Consider the following 25,937-nt stretch of genomic DNA (forward strand, 5'->3'; position numbering starts at 1 on the left):
TCCTCATGTCTGATCCCTTAATTCGTGAAATGGATAACTTTGTTGTGCTGGAGCCAGGTAAAAAAGAACAATTTCTAAGCTACGACGAAACTCTTTCTTGGTTATGCTATTGGCTCGAAAAACTTGAAACATTACCTGAAGATTTAATCAAAAAAACAAAAGAGGAGGCTGCTCAATACTTAATGGACACAGCATGTGACTTAGAAATTCAACCTGGATTTAAATTGCAATGGTTTGCTATCCGTCTTGATTCTCCTCACTAATTACAATAGACGATAGTTTTTCAATAATGAGCGATGCCAATTCCTTAGGCGACTGGTTATGAGACCTTATATGCAAATCCGCTTCCTTATAAAAATTGTTTCTCATTTCACAAAAATCTAAAATATCACTAGAGGATTTACCTCGCAAAAGAGGTCTTTTTTCAGACTCTTTAGAAAGTCGCTCTAATATTATTTCCTTATCAGGATCTATCCAAACAACAATCCCTTGATGCAAAGTACCCCAATTTTGAGAGGAGGTGACGATTCCTCCTCCAGTTGATACCACAAGGGAATATCTTTTTCCAATCTCTTTCAGAACTTGAGTTTCTATATCTCTAAAAGTTGCCTCCCCATCGATTTCGAATATCTGACTAATTGACATCTTGGCAACTTTTTCAACGGTTGTATCTGAGTCAACAAATCCATAATCAAGAGCTTTAGCTAAGTAGGGACCTGTCGTGGTTTTGCCAGATCCCATCATTCCAACCAAATAAATATTCCGGCCGCCTAAAATTTGTTTTAATGAAGAAGTATTCAAAAGGTCTTTACCCACTACGAAACATGTATGAGTTTATTAAAATATGAATCTACGTGAGAAACAATGGATCAGAAATTAATTCAAAAATCTCACGGAGAGGGAAGAGATTGCGTGATAACCAGAAGAGCTTGCTTTAGTGCAAGTCACAGATATTGGTTACCTGAACTCTCCGAGGATGACAATTCAGCATGTTTTGGACCTTGCGCATTGGCCCCTGGTCATGGTCACAACTATGAATTAATAGTCTCGATGGCCGGCAAACTTGATCAATTTGGAATGGTTCTTAACCTTTCAGACGTGAAACATGCCATTAAAAAAGAAGTTACCAGTCAACTTGATTTTCGTTTCCTTAACAATGCTTGGCCTGAATTTGACATTACAAAGCCTGAGGGCTGTTTACCTACTACAGAATCACTACTTCGAATAATCTGGAAACGTTTAATACCACATTTGCCTATTATTGATTTACGTTTATACGAAAGTCCTACCCTTTGGGCCGATTACAACGGTGATGCCATGAATGCTTTTTTAACAGTCCAAACACACTTCGCAGCGGCGCACCGCTTGGCAAGAGAGGACTTATCGCAAGTAGAGAATGAAAAAATATTTGGGAAATGCGCTAGACCCAATGGTCATGGCCACAACTACCTTGTAGACATAACGGTCAAAGGTCAAATTGATCCCAGAACAGGAATGATTTGTGATTTATCAGCTCTGCAAAGATTAATAGATGATTTAGTGGTAGAACCCTTTGACCATACCTTTCTAAATAAAGACATACCGCACTTTTCAACTTGCGTTCCCACCGCAGAAAATATTGCCCTCCACATTAGTGATCAGCTCAAATCACCCATAAAAGCTATTGGGGCTAAATTACATAAAATCAGACTCCAAGAAAGTCCCAATAATGCAGCAGAAGTTTATGCAGAATCAACCCAATCGGGTTCTAACTCACTATCCCTCGAATCATATGTAAGTACGTAATTTCTAGTGAGCTCAATTTGGACAAAAGTAGTTATTGCCTCAAGTCTTGATGGGAGAATAGCAATTCAAGGTTCAGAAAATAAGTCCTTGGGTAGTGTTGGGGACAGAAAGGTATTGGAAGATGCTTTAACGTGGGCAGATGCCGCTCTTCTTGGAGGTAATACTTTAAGAATCATTCAATCTACTTGTTTAATTAAGAACAATGAATTAATAGAAAAAAGAATTAAGAATGGTCAATCTCCACAACCGATTTCCATCGTGATAAGTAAAGAAGAAAATATTAACTATGATACTTTTTACTTTAATCAATCAGTGGAAAGATGGCTGATAAACACTAGCGAAAAGCACTGTAAAATAAATCCAAATAATGGGTTCACCAAGGAATTAAATTTCGAACAAAACTGGTCAAATACATTAAAAGTTATTGGAAGTCTTGGTATTTCGCGCTTAGTTATTCTTGGCGGCTCTCAAGTAATAAGCTCATTAATCCTTGAAGATTTAATAAATGAGTTACAAATAACACTAGTCCCAAAAATAATTTCTGGAGAACATAATTGGATTACTAGTATATTAAAAAATAAAAATAGATTTATAGAAAGTACATGGAATTTAAATGAATCTAGATTAATGCCTAATAACGAACTTCTTTTAAGATATTTAAGATCATATTCATAAAATAGATATATAACAATGAATAATATAATACCAAAATGGCACAGTTCAATTTCTGAAATAACAGAAATAAAATGGAATAAATTAAATAAAAATAATCAAATACCATTTTATAGTTGGAGCTGGTTATGTGCTCTAGAACAATCGAATAGCATTGTTCCAAGAAATGGATGGCAACCACTATATTTGTCAATTTGGAGAGATGAAAATATTATTGGAATAGCACCACTATTTCTCAAAGGCCATAGTTATGGAGAATTTATATTTGATAATCAATTTGCTGAATTAGCTTATAATCTTGGCCTAAATTATTATCCAAAACTAATTGGGATGAGTCCAGTAAGTCCAGTTATAGGTTACAAATTTTTGTATGCTGAAAATGAGAATAAACAAGCCCTGACAAATATTCTAATGGAGGAAATAGATAATTTTTGTAAGAATAATAAAATACTTAGTTGCAACTTTTTGTATTGTGATTCAAGTTGGAGTATTATGGCAAAGAAAGCTGATTGTGCGTCGTGGATTAATCAAAGTAGTTTATGGGAATCATATGGAGAAAAAGATTTTGGTGGATACTTATCAAGATTTAACGCGAACCAAAGAAAAAATATACGCAAAGAAAGAAAATTCTTAAAAGAAGAAGGTATAAATATCTTTATTAGAGAAGCTAATCAAATCGACGAAGAAAATATGAAATTAATGCATGATTTTTATGAGCAACATTGTGCAAGATGGGGGTCTTGGGGAAGTAAATATTTATCAAAAGAATTTTTCAAAGAACTTAGTTCTCCTCAACTGAAAAATAACGTCATACTGTTTTGTGCACATGAAAAAAAAGATCCAAATCCAATAGCAATGTCATTGTGCATAAGAAATGATGATACGCTTTGGGGTAGATATTGGGGATCGCAAAAAGAACTAAACTTCCTTCATTTTGAATTGTGTTATTACAGCCCAATATCGTGGGCAATTAAAAATAATATTAAATATTTTGATCCTGGTGCTGGAGGGAGTCAAAAAAGAAGGCGAGGGTTTCTTGCAAAACCCAATATTAGTCTTCATAGATGGTATGACCCAAGCATGAATAAATTAATAAGAGAATGGCTAAATAAAGTAAACAAGTTAATGCTTGACGAAATAATGGCAACAAATAATGAAGTGCCTTTCAAATCGATTCAACCAAAACTATCTTAAGAAAAGTAATTCTAAAAAACATGTCAGAAAAAAAGGGAACTGAAAAAAACCCATGGTATAAATCTGGAATATTGAGTTATGAAGATAGTGGCTCGCAGACTGTTCTAAAAATTTTTGGCCTTGAGTTAACTGCACCTGCAGGCTTAAAAAATCCAGGGACAGTCTATATATCTTTCATTTTTATAAATATTTTAATATTTTTTGTTCTAAAGAGCTTCATAGCCAATTGATTTATTGAGGCTTAGGTAGCTTATTAAGAGGCTATTTGATAATCATCATTCTTAAAAATTTTTATATTCCTTTTAATAACTCTCTTTTTAGTATCTGACAATAATAATTGATTCAATGATTTTGAAGACTTTATTTTAGAGTTCTTCCTTTGTTTTCCTAATTCCTTCTTCACCATTGCATTTATCATATTAATCTCTTGAAAAGAATGCAAAACTGGAAGAACCATGATTTCTAATCTCTTATTATGAATCTGATATTTAAATTCTTCCGCAAAAAAATAAAATTTCAAGTACTTTATCTTATTATTAAAAATATTTTTTAAATTTCTTACATAAGGATTCCAGTTTAAAATCCTTAAAATTTCTGTTTCACTTATCAAAGAATGGATTCAAACTCATCCATAAGCTACCTGCGCAGTATAATCAACAAGGTATTAACTCAATCATACTAAGTGCTTAAAATTCAAAATGGATCAAAAAATTTGCGACGAAAAGATTGCCTCTAAAATTTATTCACTTGATCAGTTTTTATCAAAGAGATCTATTGATCTTGATCCCCTCGGTTATGTAATAATCAAAGTTGACTATGAATGTAGCGAAATTATTATTGAACATTATTCAAATGATATTGACGATAAAGGAATTGCAATTGATCCAGAAACAGGGTTACCCATTAGTTGTAATCAGGCAAATACCCGAAAACCAATAAATATCTACAGAGGCAGAAGCGCCAAAGAAGTTGGTATAAAAATTACCGAGCAAAGCGAAACCCCACCAATATCTAAATTAGATCACGCTCTATATATCGGTCGTGAACTTCAAAGAGCAGAGGATGCCTTAATAGGAAAAACGAAGTATGTACAAGATTAAATCTTTCAAGACAATTAATTTATTCAGTATGCTTTAGAATAAATGAACTTCTGAGTCTATTAATTTTGCTTGGTATCATTTTCTATTTTGGTCTGGTAGGTGCCGGCTTAGCTACAGCATTTCTTATTAACAAAGCTCTCAGAGCCATCAAGTTAATTTGAAGCATGGCCCACCATCCAAAGACAGAAAACCGATAATTAAACCTCTTATCACTAAAAGTGACTAAAATCACTAATGAAAGATGGTTTATCTAACAAATGGCTTCATCTCGACTTTCAAGTCGGTCTCGCCAAGATCAAGGTTTCAAATGGGCAAGAATTTCGATAGTGATACTATCCACAATAGGTGTTATTGATACTGGTTCAATAACTCTTAGCAGGTGGGGTATTATCGGTTCCCTTTCCTGCCCAGGTTCATTTGGGGGGTGCGAAAAAGTTTTAAATAGTTCTTGGGGAACTATTTTTGCCAATAGTAACTTTTCAATTCCTTTATCTTTCCTCGGATTATTTTCCTATTTCTTAATTGTTGTTTTATCGATAGCTCCATACATTCCTTTATTTAGTGAAAATAAAAATAAAGTTGCTTCCAGAACTTGGTGGTTTTTATTTTTCCTATCAGGATCAATGAGTGTATTTAGTATTATTCTCATGGGAATAATGATTTTTAAAATTCAGAGTATTTGCTTATTTTGTATATTTTCAGCTGTAATTTCCATACTAATTTTTCTACTTACATTAAAAGGTGGTAATTGGAATGATCCTGGTGATTTAATTTTCAAAGGTTCTATTACTTTTCTTATCGTCACTCTTCTAAGCCTTATTTGGGCTTCTGCTGTGAATCCTGAGAAGAAAGAAAAAAATCTCTTATCATCAAATAGTGCGCCTCTTGTAAAAAGAAATAGCTCGTTATCAGCAATTGCACTAGCAGAGCATCTTAGTGAAGAAGGCGCTGTGATGTATTTTGCTTATTGGTGCAAATATTGTGCCTTACAAAAAGAATTATTTGGGAAAGAAGCTGTTTCAAAGTTAAACTTAGTAGAGTGTGCTGAAGATGGGAAAAATAGTCAAAGTAATCTATGTAAAGAGAAAGGTATTGACTCATATCCTTCCTGGGAAATTAATGGCGAAATAACATCTGGGGCTCTTCCTCTTGAGGAACTTGCAAATATTAGTGGATATAATGGAACGAGAGATTTTAGATAATAATTAGTTATTTACTGGTCTAGTCGATATTTCATTACCTATTTTCTGTTGAGAATGACAATGCCAGTAAGGTGAACTTTTTTTGAAATCTTTTCGAAAATGACCTCCTCTACTTTCGCTCCTAAATAAACAAGCCTTCAACATAAGTGAACTAGTTATTTGTCTATGATATAGATCTAAAAGTAAGTTCAAATCACTTCTTTGTTTTTCACTAAGTTCATAAATAGATCCAATATTATTAGTATGAATAAACTCGATAAGTGGCTCTCCAGACGAAATCTGCATTTCTTTTTGAATTATTTTTAATGCTTTATTTAATCCAAAATAGGACCGATCAACACCAGCTTCTCTCCACATCAAAACCCTGAGATTATCAATCTTAATTTTTAGATCTTTCGATGAAAAATTATCGCTCAAAAAATATGGGCATGATTCAATATTTTTATTATCGAAGCAGTTTTTTTCTATCTCTTTTGTATTAAGTTGAATTTTAGATAATTGTCCTGCAAAGACAACACACTCCATCAGGGAATTACTAGCCAATCTGTTGGCTCCGTGTAATCCAGTACATGCGACCTCTCCGACAGCAAATAAACCAGGAAGATCAGTTTCAGCAAATAGATTCGTTGCAACTCCACCCATCCAATAGTGAGCAGCAGGCGCAACAGGAATAAGCTCTTTAATAGGATCCAAACCAAAATCTCTGCATCTTTTTAAAATGTTTGGGAAACGGGTTTCAATTTTTGCTGCGCCGATTGGCTTTAGATTGAGCCAAACATTATCGATATCTTGTTCACTCATAATTTGTAAAAGTGCTCTACTTACTTGATCCCTAGGGGCTAGATCTTTTCCCAATAATTTTTTTACGGCACTCTCACCATATTTATCAACTAAAACAGCCCCTTCTCCTCTTAATGCTTCGGTTAATAAAAAACAAGGAGCATGGTTTAGCTTGAGCGCAGTGGGATGAAATTGAACAAATTCAAGATCTTCTATTGAAGCGCCTGCTTGCCAAGCTAATGCAATCCCTTCACCACTAGCCTGAGCAGGATTAGTAGTATTTGCAAAAAGATGGCCACCCCCTCCAGATGCGAGGACAACTCCTCGAGCCTTTATCCAATACAAAAATAATCCGTCAAGAACCTGAACACCACAACAGTGATTGTTTTCCACCAAAAGTTTCGTAACTCGAATTCCCCGATAGTGATAGATGTTTTGACTCTCTTCAACTCTTTCCTGCAGTACATCAACCAAAGCTCTTCCAGTTCTATCCTGAACATGCAAAACTCTTCTATGACTGTGTGCCGCTTCTAATGTTGTTGATAGTTTTCCATCAATTTGATCAAAATCCATCCCAAGATTTTGAAGACGCTCCACACATTTAGGCGCATTTTTAACGAAGAGTTCAACGGCATCTGCATCACAAATACCGTCTCCTGCTTTGAGAGTATCCTGAGCATGACAATAAATATTATCCTGATTACTTGTCACAGCTGCTATGCCACCTTGCGCCCATCTACTCGCACTACGCTTACTAGTATTTCTATTCAAAAGCAAAATATTTAAATGATCTGGTAATTCAAGAGCAGTCATTAATCCAGCCGCTCCTGATCCAATGACTATTACATCCCAATTGATTGAGGGTACTGATCTTCTTTTAATCAAAACAGTCATATGTGTTCTCTTTTAGATCAATCCACTTAGTTGAGGTTGAATTAAAGTCGTAATCAAAAAAAGACCATCAACCCAAAGTGTCGTAAACAACGCGGCACTAGCCACAAACCAGGTTGTAGAAAATTGAGAATCCACTCTAGCTTTCTTATCCATCAGATAAGCAACAACAGAAACTAATAAAGCCGCAAAAATTAAAAGTGTAATCTTGTCCTTACTAAGAAGCAGTTGAGAAGTCTCAAATAGAAGCTCAGATGCATTCTGAAAATCAGCATTTATTACTTGCGGCCAATATTTCATTACACCTGTGCAAACAATCATTAAATCAGTAACTGCAGTTCCCAAGAGTGAAGCCAAGTAAAATCCTGCTCCGATTCTCCAACGAGTATTTAATCCTGCTAGAGCAATGGGAAGAGCAATTGATTCGACAGGAAGATGCCAAATTGGATATGCCCTTAACCAGCCCCAAAATAAGCATCCACCAAGCCAACTTCCACTCACGCCAATTAATAGAGCACCTATATTTAGAAATCTTTTGGGCAAGAATTGGATAAACCCAAACCCAATTGACAAAAGAACAAAACTAAATAGAAAAGCCCAAATTGGATACAAATGAACCCATGGTGCCTGTATGAAAACGGGCAAAATCACACATGTACTGGACCAAAACCGAAGCGTTCTGGAGTTAGAGAGATATGACTCTGAAAGTTCTGAGGTCTTTGTAGTTATTTGTGATGTGATCGGAACAAAATTTTAAAAGAACTGAAATGATACAAAAATTTAATGCAATAAGTACGATAAAAAATCGCTTTAAAAATTGACAGCATAAGAAACCTTATCAAAAAGATCCTCGTGAATAATTCAAGAAACACTTAAAATCTGTTTTAAAATGTACTGGTCAGTAACTAAAATTAATTTCTGAAGTTATCAGCAAAAATGCTTTTCTCTTTTCTTCACTGTATTTATGTTGATATTGCATGTAAAAAGAATGCCTATCGGTTAAAGAAGAAAAGTTAATAAAATCATTTCTCAAAAAAATTTGGCTCAAGATTTACGTGCCTAATCAACTCTCTCACAAAAAATCCCCATCCCCTGCATTGATCGAATCCATTGAGGCTGGTTCAATAGCTTGTGAGTTAGGTTTCGAACCAGGAGATAAGGTTATTAGTATAAATGGCATAAAACCAAGAGATCTTATTGACTATAAATTTTTGATAAGCGAAGAAGAGATTGAGATTGAGGTCCTTGATAAAAACGATAAAACTCATCTAATACAATTTGAAAAAAATACAGACGATAACTTAGGTATAGTTTTTTCTGAAGCACTCTTTGATGGGTTAAAACAATGCAACAATAACTGTTCTTTCTGCTTTATTGACCAACAGCCTCCTGGCAAAAGAAGAAGTCTTTATCTCAAAGACGATGACTATAGAATGAGTTTTTTATATGGTTCTTATCTCACTCTCACAAATCTTTCAGATGATGATTGGGAAAGAATTTACTCACAAAATCTTTCCCCCTTATTTGTTTCAGTCCATGCTACTGATCCTGATACGAGGGCAAGATTATTAAAAAATCCAAAGGCTGGATCAATAATCAAGCAAATTGATTGGTTCTCAAGCAAAAAGTTGCAAATACATGCTCAAGTAGTTGTTTGCCCTGGATTAAATGACGGCAAAATTCTGAGAAAAACTTTAATTGATCTGTTCAATTATGCAGATGGAGAGTGGCCAACAGTTCTATCTACTGCTGTGGTACCAGTTGGATTAACACGTTTTAGACCTGACGATGATGGTTTAATTCCCGTTGATAAGGAATGTGCTTTAAAAATTATTGCTGAAGTTGAAAAACTTCAAAAGAATTTCAAGAAAAAAATCGGGTCTCGATTTGCCTGGTTATCTGATGAATGGTACCTAATCGCTCAAAAAAACTTGCCAATTCGTGACTCTTATGAAGACATGCCTCAAGAGGAAAATGGAGTTGGAAGCATTAGGTCATTTCTAGAGAAACTTGATGAGGCTACGAAAAATTTGCCTAAGCAAATCAGCAATCCTCGCAGAGTGACCTGGGTAGTTGGGAAAATGGTGAAAAATGCTTTACTTCCAATAAGCCAAAAACTGAATGACATTGAAAATCTGTATGTTGATCTTTACGGTTTACCTAGCCCATACTGGGGACAAGATCAGGTTGTGACCGGACTGTTAACTGGTAAAGATTTAGTTGAAGGCTTAACTGATAAGTCACTTGGTGATGAGCTTCTAATCCCTTCAGTAATGTTAAAACATGATCAATCAGTTTTTCTTGACGATATGACAATACAAGATGTGAGCAAATCACTTAAAGTAAATATAACGGTCGTTCATGATGCACAAGAAATTGTGAAGGCTGCACTTGGTTAACAACGAATTACTAATTCAAAATTCTATGTTTAATACTAAAACGAAAAACATTAAAAATAGTTTTTTAACCGCATCAAGTGTAATTTTATTATCATCATCACAGATATTATCTGCTGAATTGAGTCAGCAGAATACAGCTTTTAAAGAGTACAATAATATAAAAGTTACAAAAGAAATTGTAATTAGTCTTGAAAATATTAAATCTATTATAGAAGATAATAATCTCACCTTGGCAAATGAGAGATTAAAAGTTGAACAAAGTAAATACTTGTTAAAAAGTACTATTTCAGAAAAATACCCAAACCTAAATCTTTCCTCAAATGGTTTACCTAAATATCTAGATGGATATACATTTAATAAGCCAGATTCATCTAGTAACACACTTAGCCAACAAATAAGCACATCTATCTCTGCAGAGATTAGATGGGATATTATAAATCCGAAAAAAGACGCCGAAATCAAAATAGCCAAGGATAAGTTTGATCAAGCAAAGCTAAACTATATGATCACCCTAAGAGATATTAAACTCAAAGCACTTAAGGAGTTTTATCTTTTTCAAAAATCTATTGAGGATCTAAAAATTGCAAATAAGTCAGTTGAATATTCTAAAATTTCTCTCAAAGAAGCTGAACTAAGATTAGATTCAGGAATTGGTACAAAATTAGAAGTTCTGGAAGCTAAAACTCAACTATCTAGAGATTCCAAAATACTTTCAAATAAAATTTCAGAGAAAAAAATAAGACAAAGATCCTTTACAAATATATTAAATTTACCATCAAATGCATTAGCAATTATAAAATCAAAATCCAAAGTTTCGGGAATATGGCCAAATAAATTAGATGATAGTGTACAGTCATCATACAATTACAACAAAAATTTAAAAAGGATTAAATATGACATTGCAATAAATAAAGGTAATGCTAAATCTGCTTCTGCCTCAAAAAAACCTGTAATCAGTATTTATAACACCCTAACCTCAACATGGAATAGTGGTCAGGTTTTAGTCACTTCACCAGATATGAATAAGAATTCTACTATTTTAAATAATACTGTGGGATTAAGCGCTACTTGGAATATTATTGATTCAGGTAAATCTAAATATTTATCAAAAATCAATCAACTAAAAGCTAATCAATCACAAAATCAGTATGAAGAAGAACTTCTTAATATTAGAAAGGAAGTAGAGACAAGTTTTTATAAATTAAGAACATCTGAAAGAAACATCTTAACTACAAAGCAAGAAGTAAAAACAGCAAAAGAATCACTGAGGTTAACTAAGCTAAAATACGACGCTGGAATTGCAACTCAGAGAGAGATTGTTAATCAGCAAAGAGATTTAAAAGATGCTGAAGTAAACTATATAAAATCAATAACTGACTATGAGATTTATCTTGCCGAATTACAAAGAAAAACTGGATTGAATAATGTTATACCCTGCAAAGACATTTTACAAGAATCTACTATTATAAAAAATTATAATGAAATGTCACAAGAAAAAAAATCTAACCAACATGAAATCTGCAAAATCAAGGATTTAAAATAATGAATAAACAAAACCTTGCAAATCATCTTTCTAACGATCAATTGAATTCTATGAATCAATTGATTGATCATATTGCTTCAAGGCAATTACAAGACTTCGGTAAGATCAGTGCAAATTTAAAAGAAGATGGCACCCTAATTACTGACTGTGACCAATGGAGTGATAAACAAATTGTCAGAGGAATTTCTTCGATTACCAGAAATAAAGAGGGTGTACTTAGTGAGGAGGGTGATAAAACTGTTCCAAACTCCTCTGCCTTTTGGGTAGTCGACCCGCTCGACGGAACAACAAATTTTGCTGCTGGAATTCCGTACTGGGGAATCTCTATTGCTCGCTTTGTATGCGGAAAACCTGATGTAGCTTTTCTAGATGTACCAGCCTTAAAAAAAAGGCTTATCGCGATAAGAGGTCAAGGAGTATGGCTAAATGAAAAGCCCTTAACAAAAAAAAGTTTTTCATTAATTAATAACAATTGCATTTCTCTTTGCAGCAGATCAATAAAAATACTTCAACTTCAACCCAATGAATCTTTCCCTGGGAAAATTAGACTTTTAGGTGTTTCTAGTTTGAATATGACTAGCGTCGGGCTTGGACAAACAATAGGAGCATTGGAAGCGACTCCTAAAATATGGGATCTAGCAGCTGCTTGGTTGATTCTCGAAGAATTGGGTTGCCATATCAAGTGGCTTGAGGCCAATCCAAGTCAAATAAAGCCAGGTGAAGATCTTGGGTCAAAAAATTTCCCCTTATTAACCGCCTCCTCAGAGAAAACCATGAAGGATTTAAATCCTTGGGCTGAAATTCTAATAAAAAATTTATAAATAATTTGCTTTTACTTGGGAGAATTATTTTTGAATTCTTTTAGGAAAAACTTCTACTTTGCAATTAATATTGCAGAGATTGCGATAACTGAAAAGTGCTAGATAGCTTTATAAAAAAAATAAGATGGCTAGTTAGCTCGTTATGGGGAGCCTATGAAAGATGGAGCAGATGCGATTGTGTTGATTTAAGTGCCGCTTTTGCTTATTACACCCTCCAATCATTTTTTCCAATTTTATTAATTTCACTTTCAGTAGCTTCATGGTTTTTAGGGAAGCAACAAGGACTCAATGAACAAATTATTGGTCTTGCTGCGCAGATTTTGCCGCCATCTGTTGTTGGTCTAGTTGACACAACATTAGTAAAACTTGTAAATCAAGGATTCGGAGCAGGTCTACTTGGAGCTATGTTTCTTCTTGTCACCGCAGGTAATGCTTATCTAACCCTTCAAAGAGGAACTGACCGACTTTGGGAAGATGCACTTCCAACTAAACAGACAAATTCTCCACTAAGGACCCAAGCTTTTCGATTTATAAGAAATAGAGTAGAGGCATTTTTACTAGTTTTTGTTGTAGGGCTGTTGATGGTCCTGGATCAAATCAGTGCGAACTTAAGAATGATTCCTGGAGCAGTGCTTGAAGATTTAACAACAACAAGTCCTTGGATCAAATTGACACTAGAAAAACTACCCGTACTCCAAGTTGGGCAATTTGTTCTCCCTCTTTTTGGTTTTTCTGTGATGGCTTTACTACTACAAGCCTTACTTCCCAGTAGAAGGGTCCCGATACAGCCGCTTTTACCAGGATCGCTTCTAATAGGAACACTTTTGACTTTGTTGAACTTGGCAGTCAGTAGAAGTATTCTTTCATTAGGTGCTCGGTTTCAGGCATATGGATTTATTGGTGGGGTTTTAGTTTTAACATTATGGGTATGGATGGTTGGTGTAATAATTTATTTTGGTCAATGTTGGAGTGTCGTTCTAGCTTGTAAAGACTTAAGAAAACGATCCAAACAAAAGATCAGTAATTCGTGAATTAAATTATATTAGTTATGTATATTTTTAGTAAAAATTAGTAAATGAACAAGCCTTCACCTTTAATATGGTTGGCTATTTTATTTTTTTTGCTGCTACCACCAGCAGCTGGAAAGTATCTCTTAGATTTTGCTGGAGGAATTATTTTATTAATCCTAATTACTCCAATTATACTTGGTGGCGTTGGATGGATTGGGTGGAGAATCTTTAAATCGAAATTACGTACGTGTGAAAATTGTAATGCAAATTTTTTAAACTCAATGCAAGTTTGTCCTATATGTGGAGAGCAAGCAAATGATTTCAATATCGACACACAACCTGCGAGTTCGGTTGTAATAGACATAACACCTAAAAATAAAAGTTAATCAAAGATTTTCATAAGTTATTTCAATAACATCGTTTTCTATTTTTGATAATAGAGATTGACAGTGCTCAAATAGAATATTTCCTTTAATAAAATTATCACTCATTTTGTCCAAAGGTATATCTTCATTTTGTAGATTATTTAAAATACAATCAATTTCTTCCATAGCCTGCTCATAGCTTTTTTCTGAAATTAATTTAATATAATCCTTTTTGTTAAACATGTTTTTTTTAGATAAAGTTTTTTTCTTTCTTTTAAGAGAGCCAGAATTGGAATCATTCATTATCATCATTAAAATTTAATTTTTTATCTATTATAGCGTCAACTCTTCCATCTTGAAATTCAATATTTACTAAAGAACCTTTTGACAAATACTTTAATTTGCTAATAATATTATTGGATTCATCCCTCACTAAACAAAAACCTTTTCTAAGAAGCTTTTCGGGGGAAAAAGCATCAAGAATTTGTTTTTTATGAATTAATTTGCGTCTATATTGCGAAATATTTTCTAAAAATGATTGTTGACTTAAATAAGTTTTTTTCTCTATTAATATTTTTTTTTGATTCTTGATATACCAATTAAAATAATCATTAAATCTAGATTTTTTTTGCAATTGAGTATTTAAACAGATCCGTTTACATGGCAATAAATCAACAACAGCAGCCGTTGGAGTAGCCGATCGAAAGTCTGCGACTAAATCTGCAACTGTGAGATCATCTTCATGCCCGATACCAGTGACTACTGGTATCGGAAAACTTGCAATCTTTATGCACATCATTTCATCATCGAAAACAATCAAATCTTCTCTTGCACCCCCTCCCCTAGCGATTATTAATGCCTCAATTTTTCTATTTTGAATTGTTCTAGATAAATTTTCTAAAGCTTTAGAAATAATTTTAGAAGCATTCGTCCCTTGAACTGGAATAGGAATAACAAACAATTTTGTTAAAGGCCATCTATCCCTAGCAGTTTTTAAAATATCAGCCAAAGCGGAACTTGGGGAGCTAGTCATTATTGCAATTGCAGTTGGATAAGAGGGTAACTTCCTACGTCTTGCATCATTAATTACGCCTGCTTCTATTAATCTCTTACTAACAGTTTCAAATTTTTTTAAAACTGTTGAAACACTTGGTTTAATATCTAGGACATTAATGTTGAGAGTGGCTTGATTTTTCCAAAAATTTAGCTTGCCAAGCAAGATAACGCCATCAGTTTCTGTTGGTTGAAACTTAATCGAAGGTAATCTGGATGCCCAAACTACAGCATTAATTTTGGCTTCTCCATCTGTAAGAGTTAGCCAAAGGTGCCCTTTTTTCAATTGGCTTCTGGAGACAGTTGCATCTAAGAAAAAAAGAGGTGGGAAACCCCTGTCAATTAGAGTGCTAATAGCGTTATTGAGCTCTTTAACAGAGAAAGTCGGTAAAGACTCGTCAGACAATTTATAAATTTAATAGGAGAAATGAAATTACTCTAGTCAGCCAAGGCCTATCTGAGTGAGAATGCCTCTGCCAGTGAGAAGTTCAGTACTTAAGCCGATTAAAATTCCCATCATTGCAAGACGACCATTCCATATTTCGGCATAATTCACAAATCCAAAACGTGGTTCCAATTTGTCCCCCATTAGTACTTTGATATTTGAATATCATTCTAACTATTTTACATACAAGCGGTTGGAGAGTATTGAGAAGGTTTAAATCATTTTCTAAGACCTATCGATCATCTAACGTGCTTAGCTCCATCAACAGGATGATAATCCTCCCCAGTTAACTCCTCATAAAGAATTGCAGGCAAACCAGTCTCGAACATTGTCTGTAGAGCTTCTTTTAAAAAAGGATTCCAACCACCTGTACTGACATCCCCATGCCTAACAGTCCAGTCCCAAGTTCCTTGTAAATCCCTAGGGATACGACCTTCGCGATCTCGTCTTGCGACAAGATCCAGGGATTCCACTAGACCGACTTGCACAGGATCCTTCCCGTATGAAGGGGTAAGACTTAATTCAAGGCGCACTGGATCTTCTTTAAGTAGCTTCAGTCTGAAGCGAGGAGGCAATTTCACAGTTTTTAAAACTGCAGCAACTATGCGTGTTCTTTGATCCAAAATTTATTTCTCCAATAAATTATATATAGCGAAAATAGTAAAAATTTTCATGTACTACTGAGCAGTTTTATCTGAGGATTGAGGCGGGTCAATATCTTTTGAAAAACGAACTGTGAGCAAGTCTTCATCTGTAATGTTCCCGTCTTGATTCAAAATTTCTGGATGAATAGTAACTTGACCTGTTCGATCCTGATTAGGATTTTTTGTGGAATCTCGAACTTTATTTAGCGAGGATTCAGTAGTAAATAATCCTCGTGACATAACCCTGATTGCTTGCCATAGCAAAAAAACCAGTGATATCGCATAAACAAATGGGAGCAAATTGTTCAACATGTCACAAATCAAAGAAGGAATAAAACAAAAAATGCATCCATAAGCGATTATCGCAAATTTTTACTATTCCCGTTTAATATCAGTTTTCAACTTATAAAGACTAGACCCTTTTGATTTGTTTGTTAAGCATCAAACAATTTGCTTTTTATTATTTATGACATCTAAACATTTTCAAAAGCTTCTCTAAAGGACATGCACAAGAAAAAAAAATTTTTTTTGAAATTTATAAGATACATTCCGGCGATTCTTCTTCTACTCAGTCATAGCCTTGAAACCAAGCGCTATTCGGGAGCATTCGCAAACAATTCTGATAACTCATCATCGAACTCACAAAAATCTTTCGTCTATAAAGCTGTTGCTAAGAGTGGTGGTGCGGTAGTAACAATTGAAACTCAAAGAAGGGTTTATTCCAGCAGGGTTGGTCCCAGTGGAATAATGCTAGATCCTTATCTTGACAAATTCTTTAATTTTTCTGGTCCCCAGATTCAAAAATCAAGAATAGAAAGCAGTCAGGGCAGCGGGGTTATTTTTTCTTCCGAGGGATTGGTTTTGACAAACGCCCACGTGGTTGATAGAACAGAAAAACTTTTAGTGGGACTATCTGACGGCAGAAGAGTTGAAGGGAGAGTTATTGGCCAAGATTCAATAACTGATTTGGCCGTCATACGACTGATTGGTCAAGGGCCATGGCCCACAGCAACACTAGGAAATTCTGACAAAATCGAAGTTGGAGACTGGGCTATTGCGGTTGGCAATCCATTTGGATTAGAAAATACAGTTACATTAGGGATAATAAGCAATTTAAATCGAAACGTTTCACAATTGGGTATCTCAGATAAAAGAATAAATCTTATTCAAACTGACGCTGCTATCAACCCCGGAAATTCTGGAGGTCCACTATTAAATTCATCAGGCGAAGTGATTGGTATCAATACCCTTGTAAGATCTGGTCCTGGAGCTGGTCTTGGATTTGCAATCCCAATAAATAAAGCAAAGAAAGTCGCCTCGCAATTAACCAAAACAGGGAAAGCTGTTCATCCAATGATTGGAGTGAGTTTATCTAGTTTGCCACTTTCAGATAGAAAAGGTAGATCACAAATTGGTAAAGGAGCATTAGTTAGATACTTAATTCCAGGAGGTCCTGCTGAAAAAGGTGGCTTAAAAATTAACGATATAATAATTAAAATGGGAAATCAATCTATAAAAGAACCGGCAGATGTCGTTAATAAGATAAATGAATATAGCGTGAACATCCCCTTAAAATTTACTATAAAAAGAGGAGAGTTTATTAAAGAAATTGATATAGTGCCTATCGACATCAATGATTTATAATTCTCGGACTTATTTTTTCTTTTTCCTTTTCTTAGCATGTCGGTTAGCAAGGCGTTTAGATTCTCTAGCGGCTAAAGCTAATTGCTCTTTCATGATTAACTTTTCTTGTTCTTTTTTCTCAAGATAGTATTGATAATTACCTTGATATAATATTAATTCTCCGTCCTTTAATTCGACAATTCGATTTGCAACTTGAGAAATAAAATATCTATCATGAGAAACTATTAAAGCCGATCCAGAAAAATTTTTTATTGCATCCTCAAGCATCTGTTTTGATGGGATGTCTAAATGATTAGTTGGTTCATCTAGAATTAATAAATTGACAGGCTTAACAATAAGTAAAGCAAGTGCAAGTCTCGCTTTTTCACCTCCACTAATTTCCTCAACTTTTTTGAATACAGAATCATTTTGTATGCCAAAACTTCCTAATAGAGAACGAACTTTTGTTTGAGTCCAGTCTGGAACTTCACCAAAAAGAGTTTCAATAACTGTTTTTGATAGATCCAACGCATCAGCTTGATTTTGCTCAAAATATCCTGGAATAACATTATGTGAGCCAATACTTACATGGCCATCTTGAGCTTTTTCTAAACCCATAATTAATCTAAGCAAAGTGGACTTCCCAGAGCCATTTGGGCCTATAAAAGCTATGCGATCTCCTGCAAAAACATTAAGTGAGGCGCCTAAAAAAAGGATTTTCTGATCATAACTATGAGATAAGTCATCGATATTTATAACTTCTTTACCTGATCTAGGAACGTTATTAAATGAGAAATAAGGTCCACTAATTTCATCCTCTGGAGACTCAATTAATTCAATTTTACTAAGTAACTTCTCTCGGCTTTTAGCCTGAGTGCTCCTCGTTGCACTTGCTCTAAATCTATCAATATAAGCTTGTTGGGATGCCATATCTTTTTGTTGTCGAATAAATGCACTTTGTGCAGAGCTTTTCTCTAATTTTTTTTGTTCAATAAATTGAGTGTAATTCCCAAGATATATCTTTGAAAAACCACGTTCTATATTAATTATTTGAGTGCATACCCTATCTAAAAATAATCTGTCATGACTAACAATTACTAATGCTGATTTTTGACTTATTAAATATTGTTCAAGCCATTCAATTGTCGCTAAATCTAAATGATTAGTAGGCTCATCTAGGAGAATTAAATCAGGATTTTGAAGCAAAATTTTACCAAGTGCTACTCGCATTTGCCATCCACCAGAAAAATCTCCAACTTTTCGTTCAGCATCTTCTTTACTGAATCCTATTTTTGGTAATATTTTCTCAACTTGTGCCTCTAATTCATACCCATTGAGACTCTCAAAATCGACCTGGGTGGAACCTAGTTGATTTATCAATCTATGAAGATAATCCTCTTCTGTCTGAGCACGAATGGAGGACATTTCATCCTCAATTTCATTTTTCTTGTTTAGTAATTTAGCTGCTTCTTTAAAAGCCTGAAACAATTCATCTTTAACGTTTCTTGAGGGATTTACGTCGAATTCTTGTTTTAAATAGGCTATTTTTGGATTCCCCTGGACAACCAACCTTCCAGAGGTAGGGTCCTCTAATCCAGATATAATTCTAAGCTGAGTTGATTTCCCAGCCCCATTTAATCCAACTAAGCCTATACGATCTCCCTTTTTAACCTCCCAGGTAACATCTTTCAGGACTTCTCCTGTTGGATAAATTTTGCAAATACTCTCAAGACGAAGCACTTATCAAAAGCTAACTTTTTATATCATCTCGCCTGATATGACAGAAAATGAAAATTACTCATCTGACTGATTTCAAATCATGGTGAGATTAGAACAAATAGCAGCTATATTTTTAGCTGCAGGACTAGCAATACCAAGCTACTGGTTTTTTTGGACCTTAGCTGGGGGTGGAGGTTACGATCGACGAGTAATAGAAAAAGTTATTCCTTCCTCTGAGATTAAAAACGAGTCACTTTTAAAGCCCACCTCTAGCTTTAATTAACCATTGCTTGGTAAGGTCATCATCTAATGAGGAGATATATTTTTTCACTTCTTCCGGGGTCACTGGAAGTCCCACACTCTCACCAATTTCACAAATCGACTTTATGGCTCCTTCAGGGTCTTGGAGTGCTTGCCTAAAAAGAATTTTTGCATAAGCCTTATCATTTTCGATTTTTTTATAGAGATCGGGTGCATTTCCTACCATGTTTAATCATGACAATTAAACAAACGATATATCCCTAGGCAGCTTTTCGCTCGATTTTTTCATCATTGCTACTTTCTATTATTTCCTCAGTAGTTCCCTTTGCAGAGGCATCTTCCATACTTCTGGCATCCATGCATAGAACTTTTCTCAATTGAGCAAAATTTGATGCTTGTGAGGTCCTACCCTCACAGGTGGCTCCATATTCAGCTTTTTGAAGCACATGATGCAGATGTGTCAATAAATATGGGCTTATAACTGCAGAGATTAAAACATCACTTTTTTCTGATGTTTTTCTCATTTTTTTTAATCGCATTGCTGTTCCGGCAGCATTTTCTGATTTGTAATGATCCCTTGAAAACGATGCGTTAGGAAGAGTTGGTTCAGACATTGTTCAATCCTTTGGAGAAACTAGAGAAAACCAATGAAAAATCATTGTTCCAGAATTGGAAATGATCAAGAGGATTATCGAAACCCAACACAATCATAGTGTGAGATACTATCCTTGCACATAAGTGTACACTAATAAGTACCCGTTACTTTTCTAAGGGCATGGCTACCCGTCAAAACTCATCAAACGGGAATCCTAAATCTCCAAGAATTCAGGTTGTTTTACCTGAGGAAATGTGTCGCAAACTTTCAGAACTAGCTGAACAAGAATCTCGTACTGTCAGTAATATGGCGAAAGTTCTTATTCAACAGGGTTTAAAAAGAATTGAAGAAACGCCATCAAATAGCAATTTGAACAAACAAAATGAAAACACAACACAAAAGTTTCTCTCTGCTTTAGAGGCACAAGAACCCAAAAGACTTAAGGGTGCTCCAAAAAAAATTAAATTTCTCAGAGGATAAAATTTCACTCTTGTGGCAATTTTTGGAGATCCTCCATAGATCCCATTACGACAAGAACGTGGTCCTCCTCAAGAATATATTTGGCAGGAGGATTTATTTTTAAACCTTTGGCAGGGCCTGCCGCAAGTACATTCACTAAATAATTTTTTCTTAAATTCAATTCCCTCAATGAGCGCCCTACAAAAGATTCAGGGACTTTAATTTCATCAATTCCAGTTTGATCATCCAGCTCCAATCTCTCGATCATATTGGGTCGAACCAGCTCTAAGCCAAGGCGTTCTCCCTGCATCCTTGATGGAAATACGACACGATCTGCTCCAACGCGTTTCAACATTTTTTCATGAAGATCACTTGTTGCCCTTGCAATCACCTGGGTTACTTTGCTGCCAGTTGTATCTTTTGCTATCAGAGTTGTAGTAATGCTCGCCTCAATGGGTTCACTAATACCAACAACCACAGTGCCCATTTCTAAAACTCCTGCTTCTCGCATTGACTCTTCATCAGTTGAATCAACCACTCTTGCTTCAATAGATGGCTCAATTTGACGCAACTCCTCAATTGCTTTTGCTGAAAAGTCAACAGCAAGAACTTCTGCTCCATTTCTCAAAAGCTCACGACAAACAGCCGTACCAAAACGACCTACCCCCACAACAGCAAATCCAAGATCATCTCCAGACTTTTTCTTAGTCCATTGCCACCAATCACTCATAACATTCCCCTAAGTTAAACTTTTAAACATACAAATCTTCGTGAGGGAATCCAACACGAGATTGATATTTTAATCTATTTGAATTTGCAATATGCCATACAGAACTTAACAATAACAAAATCCCCAATCTCCCTACAAACATTCCAACAATTAAAACAAATTGACCAAAGTGAGTTAATTGCTCGGTTACGCCAAGATCAAAGCCAACTGTTGCAAAAGCGGAGACACAGGTGAAAAGCATTTCTAGAAAAGAAAAATTATCTCCATTAACATTATTGTTAGAGGTCATACTCAATATCAAAGCCATAAATAAAACAAAAAGAAGTGAAGCAACTGTAATTCCAACAGCTCTGAGAACAACTTTGTCAGAAATTTGCCTATTTCTAATAACAACATCACTCTGACCTCTTAAAGTTGCCCTTGTCGCTGCCATTAATGCCGCAATTGTTGTTGTTTTTATTCCTCCACCAGTACCCCCAGGACTAGCTCCAATAAACATCAAAGTCATTAAAAGCAATAAACCTGAATCGGAGATTGTATCTGTCGATATTGGAATAGTTGTAAAACCAGCTGTTCTTGAGCTGACTGATTCAAAAAAAGCGACTATAAATCTCTCTCCTAAATTAATATCAGAAAATAATTTATCCCCTGAAACAGATTCAGTCAAAAAAAGGCCAAATGCCCCGACTGCTATCAAAATCAAAGAAGTTCTAATAACTAATCTAGTATGTAAACTCAGATTTCTAATTTTCAAAGATTTACGATTCTCCCAAATATCACTTGTAACTCTCCACCCCAATCCACCCAAAACAATCAAACATATGATTACTAAATTCACCACCCAATTGTTTCTGTAGTTTTCCAAGCTATTGGACCACAATCCAAAACCGGCGTTGTTATAAGCCGAGATGCTGTGAAAAATTGATGTCCAAAATCTTTCTCCAAAATTTTGAATATCATTAAATCCAAAATAATAAAGAACAATAGAACCAATAATTATAAGAACAGTTGCCGTCAAAGCAATCCCACGAAAAGTCCTTCCAACGCCTCCCACTCCAAATTCATCCAAAGTTTTTCCCCTATCAAGTCTGCATCGAAGCTCTGTCCCAGTGACAACAAATCCCTGAAGGAACGTTGTTATGGCCATCAATCCCAATCCCCCACTGAGCAGCATCACTGCCAAAACAACTTGACCGGTTATTGTCAGCTCCTTACTAATATCTATTATCGATAATCCAGTAACAGTGATAGCAGAGGTTGAAGTAAAAAAAGCCTCCCACAACCCCACACTCGAAGTGGAACATACTGGAGATGCTAATATTAATGTCCCAAAGCAAATTATTAACAAGCCCGTTAACACAGTAAATTGAGGAACTGTCAACTTTTTATATCTTTCATACTTATGATTACTAATTTTCACTTTTACTGATCACACCTCCATAGCTTCATGAATAAATTTGGGTTTAATTTTGTAATTGATTTAATCCTAGTTAAAAAAACACTTTGGTAGATATAGGAGTCTACTCTAACCGTATTGAACTAAAATCAAAGCCGGAATAATAATTGTCATTAATACAGTCAAACCCGCACCATACTTAGTTACGTCAAGAAAATGATATCGCCCAGGACCAAACACCATTAGGTTTGTTTGGTAACCCATGGGAGTTAGAAAAGACTGGCTGGCCCCAAACAAGACTGTTACTAAGAGGGCAACAGGAGGTAAGTCCAGACCAGGAGCCAATTGCACAGCGACAGGCGCCAAAAAGGCGACTGAAGCTGCATTACTAATCACTTGTGTAAATATGGTCGTTGAGAAAACAATAACTAACAAAGCAAAATAAACTGGTAAATCTTCCAACCAATAATCAAGACTTTCAGCAAAAACATCAGCTAATCCAGTGTCATTCATTGCCACACTGAAACTTGACAATGATCCAAGTAGCAAAATCACATCAAGTCTGATTGACCTTTGAACTTCAGCAGGTCTAATACAACCACCAATAACCATTGCAATTACCGCCATAAGAACAGCAGAGACAAGAGGGATAGTTGTTATGGATGGAACAACTAACATACAAACTGCTATTGCTATTGCGATAGGTTTTCTTCTAACAATTGGCAGATCATTCTCAAATTGATCAAGAACAAGCAGATCATTACTAGCTTGTAGGCCTCTGATTGAATCTTTTGGGGCTTGAAGCAACAACACGTCACCTTCTCTTAGAATTGCTTGCCCGAGACGCTCCCTCACTGTTTGCTGTCCACGTCTAAGGGCTAAAACAGTTGCATTATGTCGTTGACGAAATCGCAATTCCCTTAAACTTGCTCCAGCTAAAGTTGATCCAGCAGGTAGAAGAGCCTCAACAGTTTTTTGACCAGATAATCCTGAAGAGAGGAAATTATTTTTGACACTCAAATTACCTTTTGCAAGTTGAATTGTGTGTTCTTGCTGTAATCGCAGTAAATCAGATCGAGCAACTCGCAACAAAAGACGATCTCCTGGTTGAATAGTTTTATCAGCTAAAGGCGGGACAAAACTCTCCTTCCCTCGTTGTAATTCAAGTACATCTACATCAAAGCGCCTTTGCAATCTGCTGTTTCGAACTGATTGACCAACCAATTCAGAGTCTTTGGGTATTGTTACTTCAGTGAAATATCCCGTTTGATCACTGCTACCACTAAATTCGTTATTGTTGACACCTCTATCTGGCAAAAGAAAGCGCGGCGCTAAAAGCAAATAAGCAGTACCAATCAACCAAATAGGAATTCCGATTGAAGTAAAAGTAAATAAATCAAAAGATCCATATCCCAATTGATCACTGATATCACTTACAAGTAAATTGACAGAACTACCTAATAAAGTAAGGGTACCGCCCAGAACAGTAGCGAAAGATAAAGGTAATAAAACTCTTGAAGGAGAAAGTCTTCGTTTAATGCACCAAGCTTCAATAACAGGCAACAATGATGCAACAACTGGTGTGTTTGGAACAATGCCTGAAATGGGAGCAACTACAAAACCTAATAGTGCTATCAATCTCCTTGGAGTCCTTATACTCTCAGAGGCAATTAATTCCCTCAATCTATCTAGGGCGCCACTTTTGAATAGTGCTGCAGATACTGCAAACAATCCCATTAATGTTATCAATGCAGGACTTCCAAATCCTGCCAGAGCTTTCTGAGGAGTCAGTACTCCAAAAGCCATAAGTAGTGCAACACTTAAAAGTCCCGTCAATTCAGGTGCCAAAGAACCTGATATAAATAAAATGACAGCCAAAATTAATACTGCCAAAGTTATAACTGCATGTTGATTTTCATATAAAAGATTGATTATTATCATGTCTATAAATTTTCTCCTAACAAAGGCTTATAACTCATAACCAAAATGAGAAAAGGCATTTGTTTATATTATTGATTGGTTAGATTTCATTTTTTTCTAATTTACCAATTTGCACAAATAAAGAAATTGCAGACTTGAGGGCTATTGAGAAATTGGGCATTCTCATAAGATATGCCAACCTTCGAATTTGGAAGGCTAGTGGTCCTGAAAGTGTTAAGCCTAATGCAGTAATAGTAGAACCCCCGATACCCAGACTCATCATCTCACCTAAATCATTGAATACAAATGGTTCATTTTCATGGCCTCTTAGGGAGGAGTAGAAATTTTTGGCGATGAAATGGCCCTGCTGCATAGCAACTTGAGCAGTGCTTGGATAGGGCATAGCTTCATAAATTGCCACATCCCCGATAGCCATAACATTATCAACTTCAACCACATTCAAATTTTGGTCAACCGGTAGCCTTCCTTTGATCAACTCAATAGAAGGATATATTTCAGGAAGCATTGGTTGCTGTCCCGCTGTCCATATGCACCCAAGATGTGGCAATTCAAATTCTATATTCTCTAAATTACTTTTGGAAGTTAAGACGATATGCGTATCGTAAATATTACAAACTTCTGTTTCTAAATATATGCGAATATTCCTTTTCTTTAAAGATATTAATGACTGTTCTCTGTTAAAAGATTTGTTGTTTGGCAGAATTCTTGAGCCCTTTTCTATTAAATTAATTTTTATTTTATTATTTGACATATCTGCAATTTTACAAGCCAACTCCACGCCTGCAGAACCAGCCCCTACTATGATAAGCTCTTTATTTTCTTGATCAGAAAGCATTGCATTTCTTATTAATTTACGTATCTCTTTTACATCATCTATTGAATTAAACTTATGAGAATTTTCTTTAGCGCCTGATACTCCAAAAAAAGCAGGTTTTGATCCTGTAGAGATAACAAGTTTTGAATATTCTATTTTCAAGCCAGATTCAGTTATCACATGCATTAATTCTGTATTTATGCTTTTAGCAAATTCATTAATTAATACTATTCCTTTATTATTTATTAGTGATCTATAATCAGACGCAACTTCCCAAAATTTTATTTCTTCACTAAGAAATTCGTATAGTAAGGGTAAAAAAACAAAATTCGTTTTTGGCTCTATCAAAAAAATTTTTGGACAATTTGGCAAACGACTTAAAGATAAAGCTGCTGTTAAGCCTCCAAAGCCTCCACCAACAAAAACAACTGTCTCACACTTAGGATCATTGATGTTCATGGTTAACTACTAGGTAATACTTAAGACCCTAGTAAA

The 25,937-nt window shown here is 35.2% G+C and carries 31 protein-coding genes; 16 read left to right on the forward strand and 15 right to left on the reverse strand.

All coding sequences use genetic code 11. The annotated features are described in order from the left end of the window. Nucleotides 1–5 precede the first annotated feature (5 nt). Entirely contained in the window at nt 6–263 is a 258-nt protein-coding gene (locus tag AC6EJA_RS05785) for a CRR7 family NDH-1 assembly protein (protein WP_498501717.1), read from the forward strand. Here AC6EJA_RS05785 and AC6EJA_RS05790 read toward each other — a convergent pair. Further along, nucleotides 238–744 (reverse strand): shikimate kinase, encoded by a 507-nt coding sequence (locus tag AC6EJA_RS05790; protein WP_498503559.1) that lies wholly within the window; start codon nt 742–744, stop codon nt 238–240. The two genes, AC6EJA_RS05785 and AC6EJA_RS05790, sit on opposite strands and share 26 nt — an antisense overlap. A gap of 120 nt (nt 745–864) precedes the next feature. On the opposite strand from AC6EJA_RS05790, the gene AC6EJA_RS05795 reads away from it, so the two are divergent. The 7 genes from AC6EJA_RS05795 (at nt 865) to AC6EJA_RS05825 (ending at nt 5,953) form a co-directional block, all read left to right on the forward strand. After that, entirely contained in the window at nt 865–1,785 is a 921-nt protein-coding gene (locus AC6EJA_RS05795) for a 6-pyruvoyl trahydropterin synthase family protein (RefSeq protein ID WP_498501718.1), read from the forward strand. 6 nt (nt 1,786–1,791) lie between these two features. Next, nucleotides 1,792–2,460 carry a RibD family protein gene (locus tag AC6EJA_RS05800; RefSeq protein ID WP_498501719.1) on the forward strand — a complete coding sequence of 223 codons (669 nt, stop codon included), beginning with the start codon at nt 1,792–1,794 and terminating at the stop codon, nt 2,458–2,460. A 15-nt stretch (nt 2,461–2,475) separates the two neighbouring features. Then, on the forward strand, nt 2,476–3,651 hold the full coding sequence (locus tag AC6EJA_RS05805; protein ID WP_498501720.1) for a GNAT family N-acetyltransferase: 1,176 nt from the start codon (nt 2,476–2,478) through the stop codon (nt 3,649–3,651). A gap of 20 nt (nt 3,652–3,671) precedes the next feature. Further along, on the forward strand, nt 3,672–3,881 hold the full coding sequence (locus tag AC6EJA_RS05810) for a hypothetical protein (protein ID WP_498501721.1): 210 nt from the start codon (nt 3,672–3,674) through the stop codon (nt 3,879–3,881). A 468-nt stretch (nt 3,882–4,349) separates the two neighbouring features. Continuing rightward, nucleotides 4,350–4,751 (forward strand): DUF4346 domain-containing protein, encoded by a 402-nt coding sequence (locus AC6EJA_RS05815; RefSeq protein ID WP_498501722.1) that lies wholly within the window; start codon nt 4,350–4,352, stop codon nt 4,749–4,751. Nucleotides 4,752–4,816: 65 nt separating this feature from the next. Then, nucleotides 4,817–4,912, forward strand: a complete 96-nt coding sequence (petL, locus tag AC6EJA_RS05820; protein WP_498501723.1) for a cytochrome b6-f complex subunit PetL — start codon at nt 4,817–4,819, stop codon at nt 4,910–4,912. A gap of 96 nt (nt 4,913–5,008) precedes the next feature. Continuing rightward, nucleotides 5,009–5,953, forward strand: a complete 945-nt coding sequence (locus AC6EJA_RS05825) for a vitamin K epoxide reductase family protein (RefSeq protein WP_498501724.1) — start codon at nt 5,009–5,011, stop codon at nt 5,951–5,953. Between the two features lie 3 nt (nt 5,954–5,956). Here AC6EJA_RS05825 and nadB read toward each other — a convergent pair whose 3' ends face one another. Together nadB and AC6EJA_RS05835 are read right to left on the reverse strand one after the other, a co-directional pair. Then, nucleotides 5,957–7,627 carry an L-aspartate oxidase gene (gene nadB, locus AC6EJA_RS05830; protein WP_498501725.1) on the reverse strand — a complete coding sequence of 557 codons (1,671 nt, stop codon included), beginning with the start codon at nt 7,625–7,627 and terminating at the stop codon, nt 5,957–5,959. A 12-nt stretch (nt 7,628–7,639) separates the two neighbouring features. Then, nucleotides 7,640–8,275, reverse strand: a complete 636-nt coding sequence (locus AC6EJA_RS05835) for a DUF3120 domain-containing protein (RefSeq protein WP_498501726.1) — start codon at nt 8,273–8,275, stop codon at nt 7,640–7,642. A 404-nt stretch (nt 8,276–8,679) separates the two neighbouring features. On the opposite strand from AC6EJA_RS05835, the gene AC6EJA_RS05840 reads away from it, so the two are divergent. From AC6EJA_RS05840 to AC6EJA_RS05860, 5 genes are all read left to right on the forward strand, one after another. Further along, nucleotides 8,680–10,023 carry a TIGR03279 family radical SAM protein gene (locus AC6EJA_RS05840; protein WP_498501727.1) on the forward strand — a complete coding sequence of 448 codons (1,344 nt, stop codon included), beginning with the start codon at nt 8,680–8,682 and terminating at the stop codon, nt 10,021–10,023. Then, nucleotides 10,016–11,566, forward strand: coding sequence for a TolC family protein (locus tag AC6EJA_RS05845; protein WP_498501729.1), 1,551 nt, complete (start codon nt 10,016–10,018; stop codon nt 11,564–11,566). The genes AC6EJA_RS05840 and AC6EJA_RS05845 overlap by 8 nt, the downstream gene beginning before the upstream one ends. Beyond that, entirely contained in the window at nt 11,566–12,387 is an 822-nt protein-coding gene (locus AC6EJA_RS05850) for an inositol monophosphatase family protein (RefSeq protein ID WP_498501730.1), read from the forward strand. Before AC6EJA_RS05845 ends, AC6EJA_RS05850 begins: the two co-directional genes overlap by 1 nt. Before the next feature lie 95 nt (nt 12,388–12,482). After that, nucleotides 12,483–13,418: a YihY/virulence factor BrkB family protein gene (locus tag AC6EJA_RS05855; protein WP_498501731.1), complete on the forward strand. Its 936-nt coding sequence runs from the start codon at nt 12,483–12,485 to the stop codon at nt 13,416–13,418. Nucleotides 13,419–13,462: 44 nt separating this feature from the next. Beyond that, nucleotides 13,463–13,783 (forward strand): hypothetical protein, encoded by a 321-nt coding sequence (locus tag AC6EJA_RS05860; protein WP_498501732.1) that lies wholly within the window; start codon nt 13,463–13,465, stop codon nt 13,781–13,783. Here AC6EJA_RS05860 and xseB read toward each other — a convergent pair whose 3' ends face one another. From xseB to AC6EJA_RS05885, 5 genes are all read right to left on the reverse strand, one after another. Beyond that, nucleotides 13,784–14,065, reverse strand: a complete 282-nt coding sequence (gene xseB / locus AC6EJA_RS05865) for an exodeoxyribonuclease VII small subunit (protein WP_498501733.1) — start codon at nt 14,063–14,065, stop codon at nt 13,784–13,786. It lies immediately after the preceding gene. Continuing rightward, complete coding sequence (gene xseA / locus AC6EJA_RS05870) at nt 14,058–15,221, reverse strand: exodeoxyribonuclease VII large subunit (protein WP_498501734.1); 1,164 nt, start codon at nt 15,219–15,221, stop codon at nt 14,058–14,060. The genes xseB and xseA overlap by 8 nt, the downstream gene beginning before the upstream one ends. A 36-nt stretch (nt 15,222–15,257) precedes the next feature. Then, the gene (locus AC6EJA_RS05875; RefSeq protein WP_498501735.1) at nt 15,258–15,404 is read right to left on the reverse strand and encodes a CAB/ELIP/HLIP family chlorophyll-binding protein; all 147 of its coding nucleotides are present in this window, start codon (nt 15,402–15,404) and stop codon (nt 15,258–15,260) included. Nucleotides 15,405–15,499: 95 nt separating this feature from the next. Continuing rightward, nucleotides 15,500–15,883 (reverse strand): DUF8663 family protein, encoded by a 384-nt coding sequence (locus AC6EJA_RS05880; protein WP_498501736.1) that lies wholly within the window; start codon nt 15,881–15,883, stop codon nt 15,500–15,502. Nucleotides 15,884–15,937: 54 nt separating this feature from the next. Then, nucleotides 15,938–16,144: a DUF2973 domain-containing protein gene (locus AC6EJA_RS05885; RefSeq protein ID WP_498501737.1), complete on the reverse strand. Its 207-nt coding sequence runs from the start codon at nt 16,142–16,144 to the stop codon at nt 15,938–15,940. A gap of 288 nt (nt 16,145–16,432) precedes the next feature. Here AC6EJA_RS05885 and AC6EJA_RS05890 point away from each other — a divergent pair, with 288 nt between their 5' ends. Continuing rightward, a complete protein-coding gene (locus AC6EJA_RS05890) occupies nt 16,433–17,548 on the forward strand; it encodes a trypsin-like peptidase domain-containing protein (RefSeq protein WP_498501738.1) in 1,116 nt (371 codons plus the stop codon). 9 nt (nt 17,549–17,557) lie between these two features. On the opposite strand, the gene AC6EJA_RS05895 is transcribed toward AC6EJA_RS05890, so the two are convergent. Continuing rightward, nucleotides 17,558–19,267: an ABC transporter ATP-binding protein gene (locus AC6EJA_RS05895; RefSeq protein ID WP_498501739.1), complete on the reverse strand. Its 1,710-nt coding sequence runs from the start codon at nt 19,265–19,267 to the stop codon at nt 17,558–17,560. Between the two features lie 79 nt (nt 19,268–19,346). On the opposite strand from AC6EJA_RS05895, the gene AC6EJA_RS05900 reads away from it, so the two are divergent. After that, complete coding sequence (locus AC6EJA_RS05900) at nt 19,347–19,529, forward strand: hypothetical protein (protein ID WP_498501740.1); 183 nt, start codon at nt 19,347–19,349, stop codon at nt 19,527–19,529. Here the strand turns inward: AC6EJA_RS05900 and AC6EJA_RS05905 are convergent. Together AC6EJA_RS05905 and AC6EJA_RS05910 are read right to left on the reverse strand one after the other, a co-directional pair. After that, entirely contained in the window at nt 19,503–19,733 is a 231-nt protein-coding gene (locus AC6EJA_RS05905) for a DUF8665 family protein (protein WP_498501741.1), read from the reverse strand. The two genes, AC6EJA_RS05900 and AC6EJA_RS05905, sit on opposite strands and share 27 nt — an antisense overlap. A gap of 34 nt (nt 19,734–19,767) precedes the next feature. After that, nucleotides 19,768–20,046, reverse strand: coding sequence for a DUF8682 family protein (locus AC6EJA_RS05910; RefSeq protein ID WP_498503560.1), 279 nt, complete (start codon nt 20,044–20,046; stop codon nt 19,768–19,770). Between the two features lie 236 nt (nt 20,047–20,282). On the opposite strand from AC6EJA_RS05910, the gene AC6EJA_RS05915 reads away from it, so the two are divergent. Continuing rightward, nucleotides 20,283–20,582 carry a ribbon-helix-helix domain-containing protein gene (locus AC6EJA_RS05915; protein WP_498501742.1) on the forward strand — a complete coding sequence of 100 codons (300 nt, stop codon included), beginning with the start codon at nt 20,283–20,285 and terminating at the stop codon, nt 20,580–20,582. Nucleotides 20,583–20,586: 4 nt separating this feature from the next. Here the strand turns inward: AC6EJA_RS05915 and AC6EJA_RS05920 are convergent, their stop codons facing one another. The 4 genes from AC6EJA_RS05920 to AC6EJA_RS05935 form a co-directional block, all read right to left on the reverse strand. Continuing rightward, complete coding sequence (locus AC6EJA_RS05920; protein ID WP_498501743.1) at nt 20,587–21,291, reverse strand: potassium channel family protein; 705 nt, start codon at nt 21,289–21,291, stop codon at nt 20,587–20,589. 22 nt (nt 21,292–21,313) lie between these two features. Further along, nucleotides 21,314–22,711 carry a TrkH family potassium uptake protein gene (locus AC6EJA_RS05925; RefSeq protein WP_498501744.1) on the reverse strand — a complete coding sequence of 466 codons (1,398 nt, stop codon included), beginning with the start codon at nt 22,709–22,711 and terminating at the stop codon, nt 21,314–21,316. A gap of 105 nt (nt 22,712–22,816) precedes the next feature. Continuing rightward, the gene (locus tag AC6EJA_RS05930) at nt 22,817–24,628 is read right to left on the reverse strand and encodes an SLC13 family permease (protein WP_498501745.1); all 1,812 of its coding nucleotides are present in this window, start codon (nt 24,626–24,628) and stop codon (nt 22,817–22,819) included. Nucleotides 24,629–24,707: 79 nt separating this feature from the next. After that, nucleotides 24,708–25,901 carry an NAD(P)/FAD-dependent oxidoreductase gene (locus AC6EJA_RS05935; protein WP_498501747.1) on the reverse strand — a complete coding sequence of 398 codons (1,194 nt, stop codon included), beginning with the start codon at nt 25,899–25,901 and terminating at the stop codon, nt 24,708–24,710. Nucleotides 25,902–25,937 lie beyond the last annotated feature (36 nt).

This window comes from Prochlorococcus sp. MIT2309 (assembly GCF_059772305.1).